This is a genomic window from Micromonospora sp. NPDC023633 (genome assembly GCF_040640035.1).
In the GTDB taxonomy this organism is placed as follows: Bacteria; Actinomycetota; Actinomycetes; order Mycobacteriales; family Micromonosporaceae; genus Micromonospora.
In genome coordinates, this window is record NZ_JBFABB010000155.1 from 1 (window position 1) to 13,366 (window position 13,366).

The 13,366-nt window shown below is 74.2% G+C and carries 14 protein-coding genes; 7 read left to right on the forward strand and 7 right to left on the reverse strand.

Annotated elements, in window-relative coordinates:
- The first annotated feature begins 205 nt into the window (after positions 1-205).
- Positions 206-466 (forward strand): hypothetical protein, encoded by a 261-nt coding sequence (locus tag AB0G13_RS30625; protein WP_357881844.1) that lies wholly within the window; start codon positions 206-208, stop codon positions 464-466.
- A 118-nt stretch (positions 467-584) separates the two neighbouring features.
- Positions 585-2,342 carry an extracellular solute-binding protein gene (locus AB0G13_RS30630; protein ID WP_357881847.1) on the forward strand — a complete coding sequence of 586 codons (1,758 nt, stop codon included), beginning with the start codon at positions 585-587 and terminating at the stop codon, positions 2,340-2,342.
- Positions 2,343-2,368: 26 nt separating this feature from the next.
- On the opposite strand, the gene gdhA is transcribed toward AB0G13_RS30630, so the two are convergent.
- The gene (gene gdhA / locus AB0G13_RS30635; protein WP_357881850.1) at positions 2,369-3,706 is read right to left on the reverse strand and encodes an NADP-specific glutamate dehydrogenase; all 1,338 of its coding nucleotides are present in this window, start codon (positions 3,704-3,706) and stop codon (positions 2,369-2,371) included.
- 109 nt (positions 3,707-3,815) lie between these two features.
- On the opposite strand from gdhA, the gene AB0G13_RS30640 reads away from it, so the two are divergent.
- A complete protein-coding gene (locus AB0G13_RS30640) occupies positions 3,816-4,136 on the forward strand; it encodes a MazG-like family protein (RefSeq protein ID WP_357881853.1) in 321 nt (106 codons plus the stop codon).
- 40 nt (positions 4,137-4,176) lie between these two features.
- Here AB0G13_RS30640 and AB0G13_RS30645 read toward each other — a convergent pair whose 3' ends face one another.
- Complete coding sequence (locus AB0G13_RS30645; protein ID WP_357881855.1) at positions 4,177-5,196, reverse strand: NAD(P)/FAD-dependent oxidoreductase; 1,020 nt, start codon at positions 5,194-5,196, stop codon at positions 4,177-4,179.
- A gap of 80 nt (positions 5,197-5,276) precedes the next feature.
- On the opposite strand from AB0G13_RS30645, the gene AB0G13_RS30650 reads away from it, so the two are divergent.
- From AB0G13_RS30650 to AB0G13_RS30660, 3 genes are all read left to right on the forward strand, one after another.
- Positions 5,277-5,882, forward strand: a complete 606-nt coding sequence (locus AB0G13_RS30650) for an XRE family transcriptional regulator (protein WP_357881858.1) — start codon at positions 5,277-5,279, stop codon at positions 5,880-5,882.
- Between the two features lie 261 nt (positions 5,883-6,143).
- On the forward strand, positions 6,144-6,563 hold the full coding sequence (locus tag AB0G13_RS30655; RefSeq protein WP_357881861.1) for a protein-tyrosine phosphatase family protein: 420 nt from the start codon (positions 6,144-6,146) through the stop codon (positions 6,561-6,563).
- A gap of 122 nt (positions 6,564-6,685) precedes the next feature.
- Entirely contained in the window at positions 6,686-6,934 is a 249-nt protein-coding gene (locus AB0G13_RS30660) for a hypothetical protein (RefSeq protein WP_357881863.1), read from the forward strand.
- A gap of 36 nt (positions 6,935-6,970) precedes the next feature.
- Here AB0G13_RS30660 and AB0G13_RS30665 read toward each other — a convergent pair whose 3' ends face one another.
- Positions 6,971-9,244 carry an excinuclease ABC subunit UvrA gene (locus tag AB0G13_RS30665; protein ID WP_357881866.1) on the reverse strand — a complete coding sequence of 758 codons (2,274 nt, stop codon included), beginning with the start codon at positions 9,242-9,244 and terminating at the stop codon, positions 6,971-6,973.
- Between the two features lie 177 nt (positions 9,245-9,421).
- On the opposite strand from AB0G13_RS30665, the gene AB0G13_RS30670 reads away from it, so the two are divergent.
- Positions 9,422-10,162: a MerR family transcriptional regulator gene (locus AB0G13_RS30670; RefSeq protein WP_357881869.1), complete on the forward strand. Its 741-nt coding sequence runs from the start codon at positions 9,422-9,424 to the stop codon at positions 10,160-10,162.
- 1 nt (position 10,163) lies between these two features.
- Here AB0G13_RS30670 and AB0G13_RS30675 read toward each other — a convergent pair whose 3' ends face one another.
- The 4 genes from AB0G13_RS30675 to AB0G13_RS30690 all read right to left on the reverse strand — a co-directional run bounded on the left by AB0G13_RS30675 (position 10,164) and on the right by AB0G13_RS30690 (position 12,912).
- Positions 10,164-10,892, reverse strand: coding sequence for a methyltransferase domain-containing protein (locus AB0G13_RS30675; RefSeq protein ID WP_357881872.1), 729 nt, complete (start codon positions 10,890-10,892; stop codon positions 10,164-10,166).
- 169 nt (positions 10,893-11,061) lie between these two features.
- Complete coding sequence (locus tag AB0G13_RS30680) at positions 11,062-11,658, reverse strand: NAD(P)H-dependent oxidoreductase (RefSeq protein WP_357881875.1); 597 nt, start codon at positions 11,656-11,658, stop codon at positions 11,062-11,064.
- 124 nt (positions 11,659-11,782) lie between these two features.
- The gene (locus tag AB0G13_RS30685) at positions 11,783-12,583 is read right to left on the reverse strand and encodes a YwiC-like family protein (RefSeq protein WP_357881878.1); all 801 of its coding nucleotides are present in this window, start codon (positions 12,581-12,583) and stop codon (positions 11,783-11,785) included.
- Positions 12,580-12,912, reverse strand: a complete 333-nt coding sequence (locus AB0G13_RS30690; RefSeq protein ID WP_357881881.1) for a cupin domain-containing protein — start codon at positions 12,910-12,912, stop codon at positions 12,580-12,582. Before AB0G13_RS30690 ends, AB0G13_RS30685 begins: the two co-directional genes overlap by 4 nt.
- Positions 12,913-13,366 lie beyond the last annotated feature (454 nt).

A 13,366-nucleotide genomic window follows, 5' to 3' on the forward strand; every position in this document is an offset into this window, starting at 1 on the left:
TCCACGGCCAGCATAGGCCGCCGCCGACGCCGGCCGCACCGCTGTGGTCAGCCGCGCGGGCGCTCCTCGTCGGCCAACGGCCCGTCGGTCCGCCGTGGCACCGGCACCGACGCCACCGACCCGGGTCGGTACGGCACCGGTGCCGACGGCACGGCCGGAATGGAGGGTGTCGCCGGAGGACCGGGAGACGCCGCGGAGTCCGTCCGTGTTGCCCGCCACCGGCGGCCCCGCGACGCCGTCCGAAACGGAGGATGGCGGCTGGGGGCGGCGGCTGCGCCGTGAGTCGGTCGACGCCGGGGGCATCTCGACCGCGATCTTCCTCGGCTCGGTCGGCGCCGCCGCCGGCTACGTCGCCTCGACCGCGGTGGGCTCGGCCGCGGTGACCGGGGCGAGCACCTTCGTCGTGGTCTACGTGGTTCGACTGCTGGTCGCGACGGCGCTCGGCGGCCGGTCCGAACGCTCCTGACCGAGGGGCGGCGGGTCCGGCACCGCCGTTGGCGCGGCACCGATAGGTTGACTGCCACCAGTCGATCGCCGAGGAGGACGTCCCCATGGCCCCAGCCCCGTCGCGCACCCGAAAGTGGTTGCCGTACACCGCGGCCGTCACCGCCGGGCTGCTGGTCATCGCCGGGACGTTCGTGCTCGTACGGCAGCGGGACGCGGGCACCGACCGGCCCCGGGCCGACTGCGCCACCGACCTGGACGTCAACTCCTCCACCGAGAAGGCGGCGCTGCTGGTCGAGCTGGCCAAGCGGTACAACGACAGCGGTCGGTCGCTCGACGGCGGCGGCTGCGCCGAGGTGCACGTCAGCGCCCTGAACTCGGGCAAGGCCACCGAGGCGCTGGCCGCCGGCTGGAGCGGCACCAACCTGCCGGAGCCGCAGGTCTGGTTGCCGACGTCGAGCCTGTGGACCGGTCAGCTCCAGTTGCTCGACCGGGCCGCCGGGCGGCCGCCGCAGACCCCGGACCGCTACCCGTCGATCGCCAACAGCCCGCTGGTGATCGCGATGCCGCAGCCCAAGGGCGAGCTGGTACGCCAGCGCGGGCCGCTGGGCTGGGGGGAGATCCTCGGCCTCTCCGGACGGCAGGGGTGGGCGGGCTTCGGCCGGCCGGAGTGGGGCCGCTTCACCTTCGGCAAGGACAACCCGAACCTTTCCACCTCGGGGCTGGCGGCGACCATCGCCACCTACTACGCCGCCGCGAAGCGCTCCAGCGACCTGACCAGGTCGGACCTGTCGGACCCGAAGGTGACCCGGTTCATCCGGCAGATCGAGGCCAACGTGTCGCACTACAGCGACGACTCGGTGGAGCTGCTGCGCGACCTCGCCGAGGCCGACCTGGCGGGCGGGGGCGCCGGCGCCGGCGACATGAGCGCCATCGTGATGCAGGAGGAACTGGTCCACCTCTACAACGAGGGCGGGCTGAGCCCGCGGCAGGAGGGCCAGGAGCGGGGCCCCCGGCCGAAGGTGCCGCTGGTCGCCGTCCACCCGAAGGAGGGCACCTTCAACCTGGACCACCCGTTCGTGGTGCTCCCCTCGGCCGACGAACGGCAGCGCGCGGCGGCCAAGGACTTCCTGGCCTTCCTGACCGAGGACGACCAGCAGAGGAGCTTCGCCCGCCTCGGCTTCCGCGACCACGAGCGGCGGGCCTCGGCGGAGCTGCTCGCCAGCGTCGGCGCCGAGCCCACCGGCGGGCTGACCTACTTCGCGCCGCCGAACCCGGCGGTGGTCGAGGCGATGCTGGACGGCTGGAGCACGCTGCGCAAGAAGGCCAACATCCTGATCGCGCTGGACACCTCCGGATCGATGTTGGCCCCGATCGGCGACCGCACCCGCTTCCAGGTCGCCTCGGCGGCGGCGGCCAAGGGGCTCGCGCTGCTCAACTCCGAGGACCGGGTCGGGCTCTGGTCGTTCTCCTCAGAGACGACGAAGCGGCCCGACAGCCCGTACCGGGAGGAGGTCCGCCTCGGCGACTTCGACCAGAAGCGGATCAACAGCCGCATCGCCGGCCTGCACGTCGCGGGCGAAACCGCGCTCTACGCGACGGTCCGGGCCGCCCACAAGCAGGTGCTCGAGCGGTACGACCCGGACCGGATCAACGCGGTCGTCGTGCTGACCGACGGCAAGAACGAGTACCCCCGGGACAACGACCTGGCCCGGCTGCTCGCCGACGTCACCCTGGACCCGCAGCGCCCGGTGAAGGTCTTCTGCATCGCCTTTGACGGGGAGTCGGACTTCGCCACGCTGGACCGGATCGCCAAGGCGTCGTCGGGCAAGGCGTTCGACGCCACCGACCCCGCCAAGATCGACGAGGCGTTCGTGAAGCTGGTCAGCAGCTTCTGAGCGTCCCGCCCGGAGGGGCCGCCCGGTCAGATCAGCCCGTGGGCCAGCATCGCCTCCGCCACCCGGCGGAACCCGTCGATGTTGGCCCCGGCCACGTAGTCGCCGGGCAGCCCGTACTCCTCGGCGGTGCTCCAGCAGCGGTCGTGGATGTCCCGCATGATGTCGCGCAGCCGCTGCTCCGACTCGGCGAACGTCCACGAGTCCCGGCTGGCGTTCTGCTGCATCTCCAGCGCGCTCACCGCCACCCCGCCGGCGTTGGCCGCCTTGCCCGGCGCGAACCGCACCCCGGCCCGGCCGAGGATGCGTACCGCCTCCGGCGTGGTGGGCATGTTCGCGCCCTCCACCACCGCGACGCAGCCGCCGGCCACGAGCGCGGCGGCCTCCGCGCCGCCGATCTCGTTCTGCGTCGCGCACGGCAGCGCCAGCTCGCAGGGCACCTCCCAGACGGTACGACCGGAGACCGCCACCGCGTGCGGCACGTGCCGGGCGTAGTCGTCGAGCCGGGCCCGGCGCTGCTCCTTCAGCTCCCGCAGCAGCTCCAGGTCGATGCCCTTGTCGTCCACCACGTAGCCGGACGAGTCGGAGCAGGCGACCACCCTGCCGCCGAGCTGGTGCACCTTCTCGATCGCGTAGATCGCCACGTTGCCGGAGCCGGAGACCACGACCCGCTTGCCGTCCAGGCTGTCCCCGGCCCGCCTGAGCATCTCGTCGGCGAAGAAGACCGCCCCGTAGCCGGTCGCCTCCCGGCGCACCTGCGCGCCCCCGTACGCCAGGCCCTTGCCGGTGAGCACCCCGGACTCGTACCGGTTGGTGATCCGCTTGTACTGGCCGAACAGGTAGCCGATCTCCCGGCCACCCACGCCGATGTCCCCGGCCGGCACGTCGGTCTCCGCGCCGATGTGCCGGTACAGCTCGGTCATGAAGCTCTGGCAGAACCGCATCACCTCCCGGTCCGAGCGCCCCTTCGGGTCGAAGTCCGCGCCGCCCTTGCCGCCACCGATCGACAGCCCGGTCAACGCGTTCTTGAAGATCTGCTCGAAGCCGAGGAACTTCACGATCCCGAGGTAGACCGACGGGTGGAAGCGCAGCCCGCCCTTGAACGGGCCGAGCGCGCTGTTGAACTCCACCCGGAAGCCCCGGTTGACCTGGATCCGACCGCGGTCGTCCTCCCATGGCACCCGGAAGATGACCTGCCGCTCCGGCTCGCAGATCCGCTCGATGATGCGCGCCTCGGCGTACTCGGGGTGTCTGGCCAGCGCCGGGCCGATGCTCTCCAGCACCTCGCGTACCGCCTGGTGGAATTCCGGCTCACCCGGATTGCGGGCGACCACGCTGGTGAACACCGTCTCGACGGTCTCCGGCATACCGACACGTCCCTTCGCTTGGGTAGACCCTGTTGCTACCACCCGCGTCGGGTCACCCGCCAGCCGTCCCGGGATACGGACCGTGACCTTCGTCCGGTTCACTGGTCGCGTGGACGAGTCGATCTGGGACGTGGTCCGGGCCTCGCGCGGCTGGCTGGACGCCGCCAACGGCACCGGGCAGACCGAAATGACCTGCCGGATCCTCAAGCTGACCGAGGAGGCGGGGGAGGCGGCGAGCGCCTGGATCGGTCTGCTCGGCCAGAACCCGCGCAAGGGGGTCACGCACAGCCGCGAGGACGTGGCGGCCGAACTGGCGGACGCGGCGTTCACCGCGCTGGTCGCCATCGAGAGCCTCGGGTTGGACGCCCGTTCCGTGCTCGACGCGTGCGCCAGGAAGGCCCGCTCCCGCGTCGGACCGCCTCCCGGCTGAGCCGCCGCGCGCGCCGGCTCAGCCGGTGGCTGCGGTGACGTCACAGACCGTGGCGACGGTCGCCCACCACCTGTTCGCAGAGCGCCGCCTCCGACCGCGCGGAGAACGGGCCGCGGTAGGCGGCGACCGCCAGCCGGGTCTCCTCGGCGACCAGATCGGCGTTGATCTGGGCCGCCACGACCACGCCGGCCGCTGCGGCGGCGCCGACCTGGGCCGCCGGATCGGTGACGTTGCCGGCGACCCACACGCCGGGCACGTCGGTGCGGCCCGTCGCGTCGGCGGGGACGTGCTCGCCGATCCCCGCCGGGTGCTCGACCGGTCGCAGCCCGAGCGCCGCGAGGAAACCGGCGCGCGCCACCATCCGCGACGAGACGGCCAGCGCCTCGCGGCCGACGACCGTGCCGTCGCCCAGCCGTACGCCCACCAGGCGGTCCTCGACGACCTCCAGGGACGCCACCTCGCCGTGCACCACGCGGATGCCGCGGGCGGCCAGCTGCTCGGCCTGCTCGTCGGTGAGGGGCGGCATGGTGTGGCAGAAGTACGTGACGTCGGCGCTCAGCTGCCGGAACAGCAACGCCTGGTGCACCGACATCGGCCCGCTGGCCAGCACGCCGATGGCCCGGTCGCGGACCTCCCAGCCGTGGCAGTACGGGCAGTGCAGGACGTCCCTGCCCCACCGCTCCCGTAGCCCCGGGACCGCCGGCAGCTCGTCCACCAGCCCGGCGGCCACCAGCAGGCGGCGCGCCCGTACCGTCCGGCCGTCGCCCAGCGTCACCGCGAACCCGCCGCCGTCGCGGTCCACGGCACCGACCTCGCCGGTCACCACCCGGCCGCCGTAGCCGCGGACCTCCGCCCGACCGCGGTCCAGCAACTCGGCCGGCCGGATCCCCTCCCGGGCCAGCAGCCCGTGCACGCCCTCGGCCGGGGCGTTGCGCGGGGCGCCCGCGTCGATCACCACCACCGACCGCCGCGCCCGGGCCAGCGTCAACGCCCCGCTCAACCCCGCCGCGCCACCTCCGATCACCACCACGTCGTAGCTGCCATCCAGCCGATCGGTCACCGTGACCACCTCCCGCGACCAAGATGCGACCGTGGCGGCCATGGTGGCAAACATTGTTGCCGAAGTGGCAAGATGACGGCATGGACGACGACCTCGACCAGGCGCTCGGCGCGGTCGGACCCCGGCTGCGCGCGCTGCGCCGGCAGCGGGAAACCACCCTGGCCGACCTGTCGGCGGCGACCGGCATCTCGGTGAGCACGCTGTCCCGGCTGGAGTCCGGTGCCCGCCGGCCGACCCTCGAGTTGCTCCTCCCGCTGGCCAGGGCGCACGGCGTCACGCTCGACGAACTCGTCGACGCCCCCACCACCGGCGACCCGCGCATCCATCTGCGGCCGGTCACCCGCCACGGGATGACCATGCTGCCCCTGACCCGCCGGCCCGGCGGCATCCAGGCCTACAAGCTCGTGATCCCGGGCGGCGGTCGCAGGGCGGAACCCGATCCGCAGACCCACGAGGGCTACGAGTGGCTCTACGTCCTCAACGGGCGGCTGCGGGTCGTCCTCGGCGACCAGGACCTCGTGCTCACGCCGGGGGAGGCGGCGGAGTTCGACACCCGCGTACCGCACTGGTTCGGGTCGGCCGACGCCGAGCCGGTCGAGTTCCTGAGCCTCTTCGGCAGGCAGGGCGAACGCGCCCACCTGCGCGCCCGCCCCAGGACCCAACCCCCACCCGCCGACCACGGATGACCCGCCCCGCCAACCCCCGCTGCCGGCTCTCCCCGCCCGCCTCTGCCCGCTGCCCGTTCTCCCCGCCCGCCGGCCGCCGTCCGCTCATCCCGGTGATCATGGGGTTGGCGGCACCAGCGGAGATCGACATCGCCGCCAACCTCATGATCGACGCGGGGCGGCGGGCGGGGCGAGGGCTGGGGGCAGGGCGCGGGGGAGCGGGGCGGGGGAGTTAGGCGGGGCAGGGCAGCGGGGCGTGGGGTGGGGCGGGAGGATGGGTGGGTGGGTGACGAGAGGGTGTGGGGCGGGCAGCCGGGTGTCGTCGTACTGCCGAGCGGGGCGGCCGTGCGGGGACGGCGGATCGCGGACGTGGCGTCGCCCGCCGACTTCGCCCTGCTGCTGGCGCCCGGGCCGGTGCCCGCCTGGCCGCACCGGCGGATCCGGTGGCCCGACTTCTGGGTCCCGGTCGACCGGGCGGACGCGGTCGACGCGTTGACCGAGGCGCTGCGCCGTGCCCACGGCGGCGAGCGGGTGGAGGTGGCCTGCCGGGGCGGCACCGGGCGTACGGGCACGGCGCTGGCGGCGCTGGCGATCCTCGACGGGCTGCCGCCCGAGCGGGCGGTGGACTGGGTGCGCGCCACCTACCGCCCGCGCGCCGTGGAGACGCCCTGGCAGCGTCGCTGGCTGCGCCGCCTCACCTGACCCCGGGCTCCCCGGGGTCGGGGCGTCGCGCGGTGTGGGACTTGTCATCGGCCGTGTTCGGGCAGCTCACGGGGGGGGTAGGAGAGGCGCGCACCCGATCTCTGAGGTAGGTACCAGGCGCCATGGCTCCACCCCGTACCCCCGTCCGTCGCCACGGCGCCCACCGGGCGCCCGCCCGCCCGGCGGCGGTGATCGCCCGCACGGTGGCGTCCCTGGCCGTCCTCGTCGTGCTCGCGACGCTCTTCCTCGACGCCCTGCTGATCATCGTCGGGCTGCTCACCCCGGTCGCGGCGGCGGTGTCGCCGTTGCGGCGATGGCTGCGCCGGCTGGCGGCGCCGTCCGCCCGGGCGCTCCCCGCGTCGGGACGCTGACGTCCGGCGGGGGAGACCCGGGCATCGCCCGGTCGGTCAGCGGTCCACGTACTCGCGCAGGTGACGGGCGGTCAGCGTGTCGCCGTGGGCGACCAGGTCGGCCGGTGTGCCGGTGAAGACGATCCGGCCGCCGTCGTGCCCCGCCCCCGGCCCGAGGTCGATCAGCCAGTCGGCGTGCGCCATGACCGCCTGATGGTGCTCGATCACGACGACGGTGTTGCCGGCGTCGACCAGCCGGTCCAGCAGGGCGAGCAACTGGTCCACGTCGGCCAGGTGCAGGCCGGTGGTCGGCTCGTCCAGCACGTAGGTGCTTCCGCTGTCGGCCATGCGGATGGCCAGCTTGAGTCGTTGCCGCTCGCCGCCGGAGAGCGTGTTGAGCGGCTGGCCCAGGGTGAGGTAGCCGAGCCCGACGTCGACCAGCCGGTCGAGGATCGCCCGGGCGGCGCCGCCGGGGAAGAAGTCCCGGGCCTCCGTGGCGGGCATCGCGAGCACCTCGCTGATGTTCCTGCCCCGCAGCCGGTAGGTGAGCACCTCGTCGGTGAAGCGCCGCCCCTCGCACCGCTCGCAGACCGAGGCGACACCGGCCATCATCGCCAGGTCGGTGTAGACCAGGCCGATGCCCTTGCAGGTCGGGCAGGCGCCCTCGGAGTTGGCGCTGAACAGCGCGGCCTTGACCCCGTTGGCCTTGGCGAAGGCGGTGCGGATCGGGTCCAGCAGGCCGGTGTAGGTGGCCGGGTTGCTGCGCCGGGAACCGCGGATCGGCGACTGGTCGACGACCACCACGCCGTCGCGGCGGTGCAGCGAGCCGTGGATCAGCGAGCTCTTGCCGGAACCGGCCACCCCGGTCACCACGGTCAGCACGCCGAGCGGGATGTCGACGCTGACGTCCCGCAGGTTGTGCAGGTCGGCGTCGCGGATCGACAGCTGGCCCGACGGCCGGCGTACGTGCTCGCGCAGGCGTACCCGGTGGTCGAGGTGCCGGCCGGTCAGCGTGTCGGAGCGGCGCAGGCCGGCGACGTCGCCGGTGAAGCAGATCCGGCCGCCGGCCGTGCCGGCCCCGGGCCCGAGGTCGACCACGTGGTCGGCGATGGCGATCGTCTCGGGCTTGTGCTCGACGACGAGCACCGTGTTGCCCTTGTCGCGCAGGCGCAGCAGCAGGTCGTTCATCCGGGCGATGTCGTGCGGGTGCAGGCCCACGGTCGGTTCGTCGAAGACGTACGTGACGTCGGAGAGGCTGGAGCCGAGGTGCCGGACCATCTTCACCCGCTGCGCCTCGCCGCCGGAGAGGGTCGCGGACTCGCGGTCCAGGCTGAGGTAGCCCAGGCCGATCTCGACCAGCGAGTCGAGCAGGTCACGCAGGTTGCCGACCAGCGGGGCGACCGAGGGATCGTCGATCGCGCGGACGAACTCGGCCAGGTCGCTGATCTGCATCGCCGAGCACTGCGCGATGTTGCGCCCGTCGATGCGGGAGGACAGCGCCGCCGCGTTGAGCCGGGTGCCCTGGCAGGCGGCGCAGGTGGTGAAGGTGACCGCCCGGTCGACGAACGCGCGGATGTGCGCCTGCATCGACTCGCGGTCCTTGGCCAGGTAGAGCCGGCGTACCTTGACCACCAGGCCCTCGTACGTCCAGTTGTTGCTGCCCACCTTGATCTTTGTGGGCGGCTTGTGGAGGAAGTCCTCCCACTGTTGCGGCGTGTAGTCCTGGAGCTTGGTGTCCGGGTCGAACAACCCGGAGTTGACGATGGTCTGCCAGTACCACGAGTCGACGGCGAAGTTGGGCACCTTGATCGCGCCGTCGTTGAGCGAGCGCTCCACGTCGACCAGTTCGTCGACGTCGAGGTCGGAGACCCGCCCGAGGCCCTCGCAGGTCAGGCACATGCCCTCGGCCAGGTTGAAGCTGAACGCGCCGGCCGCACCCACGTGCGGGGTGCCGAGCCGGCTGAAGACGATCCGCAGCATCGCGTACGCGTCGGTGGCGGTGCCGACGGTGGAGCGCGAGTTCGCGCCCATCCGCTCCTGGTCGACGACGATGGCCGCGCTGAGGTTGCGCAGCGAGTCGACGTCGGGGCGGCTCAGGTTCGGCATGAACGACTGGAGGAAGGCGCTGTAGGTCTCGTTGATCAGACGCTGCGACTCGGCGGCGATGGTTCCGAAGACCAGGGAGGACTTGCCGGAGCCGGAGACCCCGGTGAAGACGGTCAGCCGGCGCTTGGGGATGTCGACCGAGACGGAGGCGAGGTTGTTCTCCCGGGCGCCGCGTACCTCGATCATGTCGTGGCTGTCGGCGGCGGACCGTGCTGGCTGCTGCATGCGAACCCTTCGCGAGATCGTGGGCGGAGTTCCGCCCGAGCTACATCTACCGAGGCCAGGCCGCCTTCAATCGTCTCATTGAACCGCCCGTGGAGGGTTTCACCGCGTCGGGTTGCTACCCAGGCCCGGGAAGGTGCGGGAAGTCTCAAACAGGGTGGAGACGGGTAGGGTGGCCCGGTGGTGGATTCGCGACGACCGGCCGGGCGGTGGCGGGGGGCTCAGGTCGCGGCGACCGCCGGCATCTCCGTCCAGCAGGTCCGCAACTACGTCGACCTCGGCGTGCTGCCGCCGGTCGAGCGCACCCCCGCCGGTTACCGCGTCTTCACCGCCGACCACGTGCGGGCGCTGGCGGTGGTCCGGCGGATGGCCGAGGGGCACGGCTGGGCGCGTACCCGCGAGGTCATGGTCGCGGTGCACCGGGGCGACCTGGCGGCGGCGCTGGCGGCGCTCGACGCCGGCCACGCCGAGCTGGACCGCGAGCGGGCCGACATCCGGCGGGTGCTGGGCGCGTTCGAGACCGTGGTGACCAGCCCGGCGGCCGTCCTGCCGGCGCCCCGGCGCGGGGCTCGCATCGGCGAGGTCGCCGACCTGGTCGGCGTCCGCACCTCGCAGCTACGGCTGTGGGAGCAGCGCGGCCTGCTCCGGCCGGTCCGGGAGCGCGGCACCGGCTACCGGGTGTACGACGCGGCCGAGGTGCGCGCCGCGCAGGTCGTCGCGCTGCTGCGCCGGGGGGCGTACCCGTTCGACATCGTCGCGGCCGTGCTCGACGAGATGCGCACCACGGGCAGCGCCCAGCGCGTCCACGCGGAGCTGGCCAAGCGGGAGCAGGAGCTGCACCGGCGCAGCCTGCGACGGCTGCGCGCCTCGGCGGCGCTCCACGACTACCTGCGGGACCGCGACGCGGCCCTGCCCGGGTGACTCAGCGCAGCACCAGCAGGTCGAGGTGGTCGACGACCGGGCCGCTCGCCCCGGCGGCTGCGGCCCGGAGCCGGGCCAGGCCGTCGGCGTACTCCTCGTCGCTGATCAGCTGGAGCGGGGTGTGGGCCCGGCGGTCGAGGCGCTCGGCGAACTCGGCCAGCGACGCCGCCGTGGTCTGCGCGACGGGCTCGACGGTGCTGACGGTGAACCCAGCCGTGGCGAACGCCGCCCGCACCCGGGCCAGGTCCGGATAGGTCTCCAGGACCCGTACGGCCTCCGGGAACCAGCGGAACAGCGTGATCCGCTGGTGCCGGCCGGGAAACGGCGAGCGGATCAGCACGGGGGCGCCCGGCCGGAGCACCCGACGCAGCTCGCGCGCCGCCGCGTCGAGGTCGGGGATGTGGTGGACCATCGTGGACAGCCACGCGGCGTCGGCCACGGAGTCGCGCAGCGGCAGCGCGACGGCGTCGCCGGCGAGCAGCGGCCGGTGGGTGGCGCGGGAGCGCATCGCCTCGGCGGGCTCCACCCCCAGCACCCGGGCGCCGAACCACTCGGTGAAGGCGGCGGCCCAGGCGCCGGTGCCGGCGCCGAGGTCGAGCACGGTGGTGCCGGTACGCGGCCGCAGGTGTTGCTGCACCGCGTGCCGCCACCGGTCCAGGCCGCTGCGCGGCAGCTCCCGGGTCGCGGCGAAGGCCGCCGAGTCGGTGTCGTCGTAGGGGATCAGAGCCACGGCCATCACCTCGCCACCGTCGCCGGGCGGTCCGGGCGATCGTTCCCCGGTTCTAGTCGGTGGGCGACGCCGGAGGCAACGGCTTGTGAGCCAACCGACGCGCTGCGTCCCGCCCCGTGGGAGCCCACCCGCCGACGCGGGCCGCGCAGGGCTCGCGCCGCGATCCGGGTCAGCGGGACGCGGGTTGCGCGACCCACCCGTCCTGCGCGCCGGCCTCGGGCGGCGCCGGGACGAAGAAGGCGTCGGCGCCACGGAGCGCGGCGGCGTCGCGGAGCACGTCGCCGGGCCGGTTGCCCTGACCGAGCAGCGCGCCGCCCCATCGCATGCCGAGGTAGTCGGCGCTGCGCCGCAGGGTCGTCACCAGCGGGTCCGCCGTGGCCGGGTCCTCGTCGTTGAGGGCGCTGACCGCCCACATCCGGCGCCCGCGCATGCGCTGCCGGAAGTCGACGCCGGGCACCCGCAGCCAGCCCGACCAGTGGTCGAGGTAGAGCTTGGTGGCGGCGCTGACGCTGTACCAGTAGAGCGGCGAGGCGATCACCAGGTCGGTCGCGGCGAGCGTCTCGGTCAGCAGCAGCGCCTCGTTGCCGGTCGGCTGCACGTAGCGCTGCTCGTCGTGCCGGATGTCCCGGAAGGGCGCCAGGGGGTGGTCGGCCAGGTGGAGCCAGCGCTGCTCGACGCCGGCCGGCAGCGCGGCCGCGGCGCGCCGGGCCAGGAGTTCGGTGTTGCCGCCGGAGCGTGAGCTGCCGAGGAGGAAGAGGAAACGCATGACGGCACCGTCCATGTCCGACTGATCGAGGCGTCCATGACGGTATCCGAGTGGACGCCCCTGCCGGCGGCGTGCCGATCGCCGGCGGCGGCGTGCCGGCCGCTGCCGATTTCGCGCCGACCGGTCAGAGCGTCACGGCTGCCAGCACCAGCAGGGCGCACGCCGTCTCGACCAGCCCCACCCGCTTCGGCGTGACCCGGCGCCCGGCGAGCATGACCGCCCGGGCGAGCAGCACGGCGAAGACCACGGCGACGGGCACCGACGCCCAGAGCACGGCGGCGACGGCGGCGACGGCGTGGAACGTCCACGACGCCCACCGGTACCGGACGCTGTCCCGCTCCCGGATCATCGTCTTGACGTGCAGGACCGTGCCGACCAGGTAGCCCAGCGCCACGACCGTCACCCCGGCCACCCTGGTCCACGGCACCCCGGCGACCGTGGCGACGACGAGGCCGAGCAGCCCGCACTGCGTCACGAAGGCGAGGTCGTTGACGAACGCCCGGTCCCGTCGCCAGCGCGCGTAGCCGGCGTTCACGGCGGCGAGGACCGCGTAGAGCGGGGCGTAGGCGAGCGTCGCGGGCCGGGCCACCAGCACCGGCGCGGCCAGCGCGACCGTGGCGAGGCCGTACCCGACGAGCTGCGGCCGTACCCGGCGGAACCGGCCGGTCTTGACCGCCTGCAACCCGAAGTACGACAGCGGGTACCCGGCGAGCGCGGCCCCCAGCAGGGGCAGGTGCAGCGGGTGCGGGCCGGTGACGGTCAGCGCCGCCAGGACGGGCAGCAGCAGCATCGCCCACGCGCCGTGCTGCGGCGGCACCCAGCCCGGCGACCGGCCCCGGGCCGACGCGGGACCGGGAGCGCCCGAGGCGGGCCGCCTGGCCGGGCCGACGACCGGGCGGCGACGGTGGGCCGGGACGGTGGTCACGGGCGCGGCGTCACGGTGAGCAGGACGGCGGCGTCCGTGACGGCGTGCAGCGCGTGCCGCACCGGCGGAATGACCACGAGGTCGCCGGCGTCGCCCTCCCAGGACTCGTCCCCGGCCACCAGGCGCACCTGCCCCACGAGCACCTGCAGCGTCGCCTCGCCCGGGCTGTCGTGCTCGTCGAGGGACCGACCGCCGCGCAGGGCGAGCAGGGTCTGCCGCAGCCGACGATCCCGGCCCGGGTGCAGGGAACGGGCGCTGCGTCCGCTGTCGGCCTCCCGCGCGGCGGCGAGCCGCTCGTCGGCGAGGCGGGTCAGCGAGAGGGCTTCCATGGTCGTCCCTTCGTCGGTGTGGTGCGGCCCGCGAGGCGGGGTCGCCGGTGCGGCGGCGCCCGGCAGCAAACCGGAAGATCGTCTATCGCTTTCAGTTCCCAGCATCCGTCCCGGCGCGGCCCGGCGGCAGGGCCGATGGTCCCGGAATCGGGGCGGCCGGCTCCGCGCGCCGCGCCGCCGCGCACCTCCGGCGGGACCGCGCGGTCCCGTCCCCGGGACGCCGTGGCCGCTGGGCCTGGGGAACCCGGCCCGCGCCCCGAACTCCGCCGACTAGGGTGCGGGGCATGAAGGTTCGGCTGCTGGCGGCCACGGCGACCGCCGCCCTCCTCGGTGCCGGCGCTCCCGTCCCCGCGGCGGCCAGCCCGACCGGCCCCGCCGCTCCCGTCTCGCCGTCTCGGTCGCGCTGTTCGACCTGGAGCTGCCCGGCACCGCCGCCAGGTGGCTGACCTTCGGC

What these genes read in the sequence shown, in the direction of transcription:
- gdhA (WP_357881850.1), bottom strand. Translation starts at nt 3,706, where the DNA reads ATGCCGGAGACCGTCGAGACGGTGTTCACCAGCGTGGTCGCCCGCAAT.
- AB0G13_RS30650 (WP_357881858.1), top strand. Translation starts at nt 5,277, where the DNA reads ATGGACGACGACCTCGACCAGGCGCTCGGCGCGGTCGGACCCCGGCTG.
- AB0G13_RS30660 (WP_357881863.1), top strand. Translation starts at nt 6,686, where the DNA reads ATGGCTCCACCCCGTACCCCCGTCCGTCGCCACGGCGCCCACCGGGCG.
- AB0G13_RS30665 (WP_357881866.1), bottom strand. Translation starts at nt 9,244, where the DNA reads ATGCAGCAGCCAGCACGGTCCGCCGCCGACAGCCACGACATGATCGAG.
- AB0G13_RS30680 (WP_357881875.1), bottom strand. Translation starts at nt 11,658, where the DNA reads ATGCGTTTCCTCTTCCTCCTCGGCAGCTCACGCTCCGGCGGCAACACC.
- AB0G13_RS30690 (WP_357881881.1), bottom strand. Translation starts at nt 12,912, where the DNA reads ATGGAAGCCCTCTCGCTGACCCGCCTCGCCGACGAGCGGCTCGCCGCC.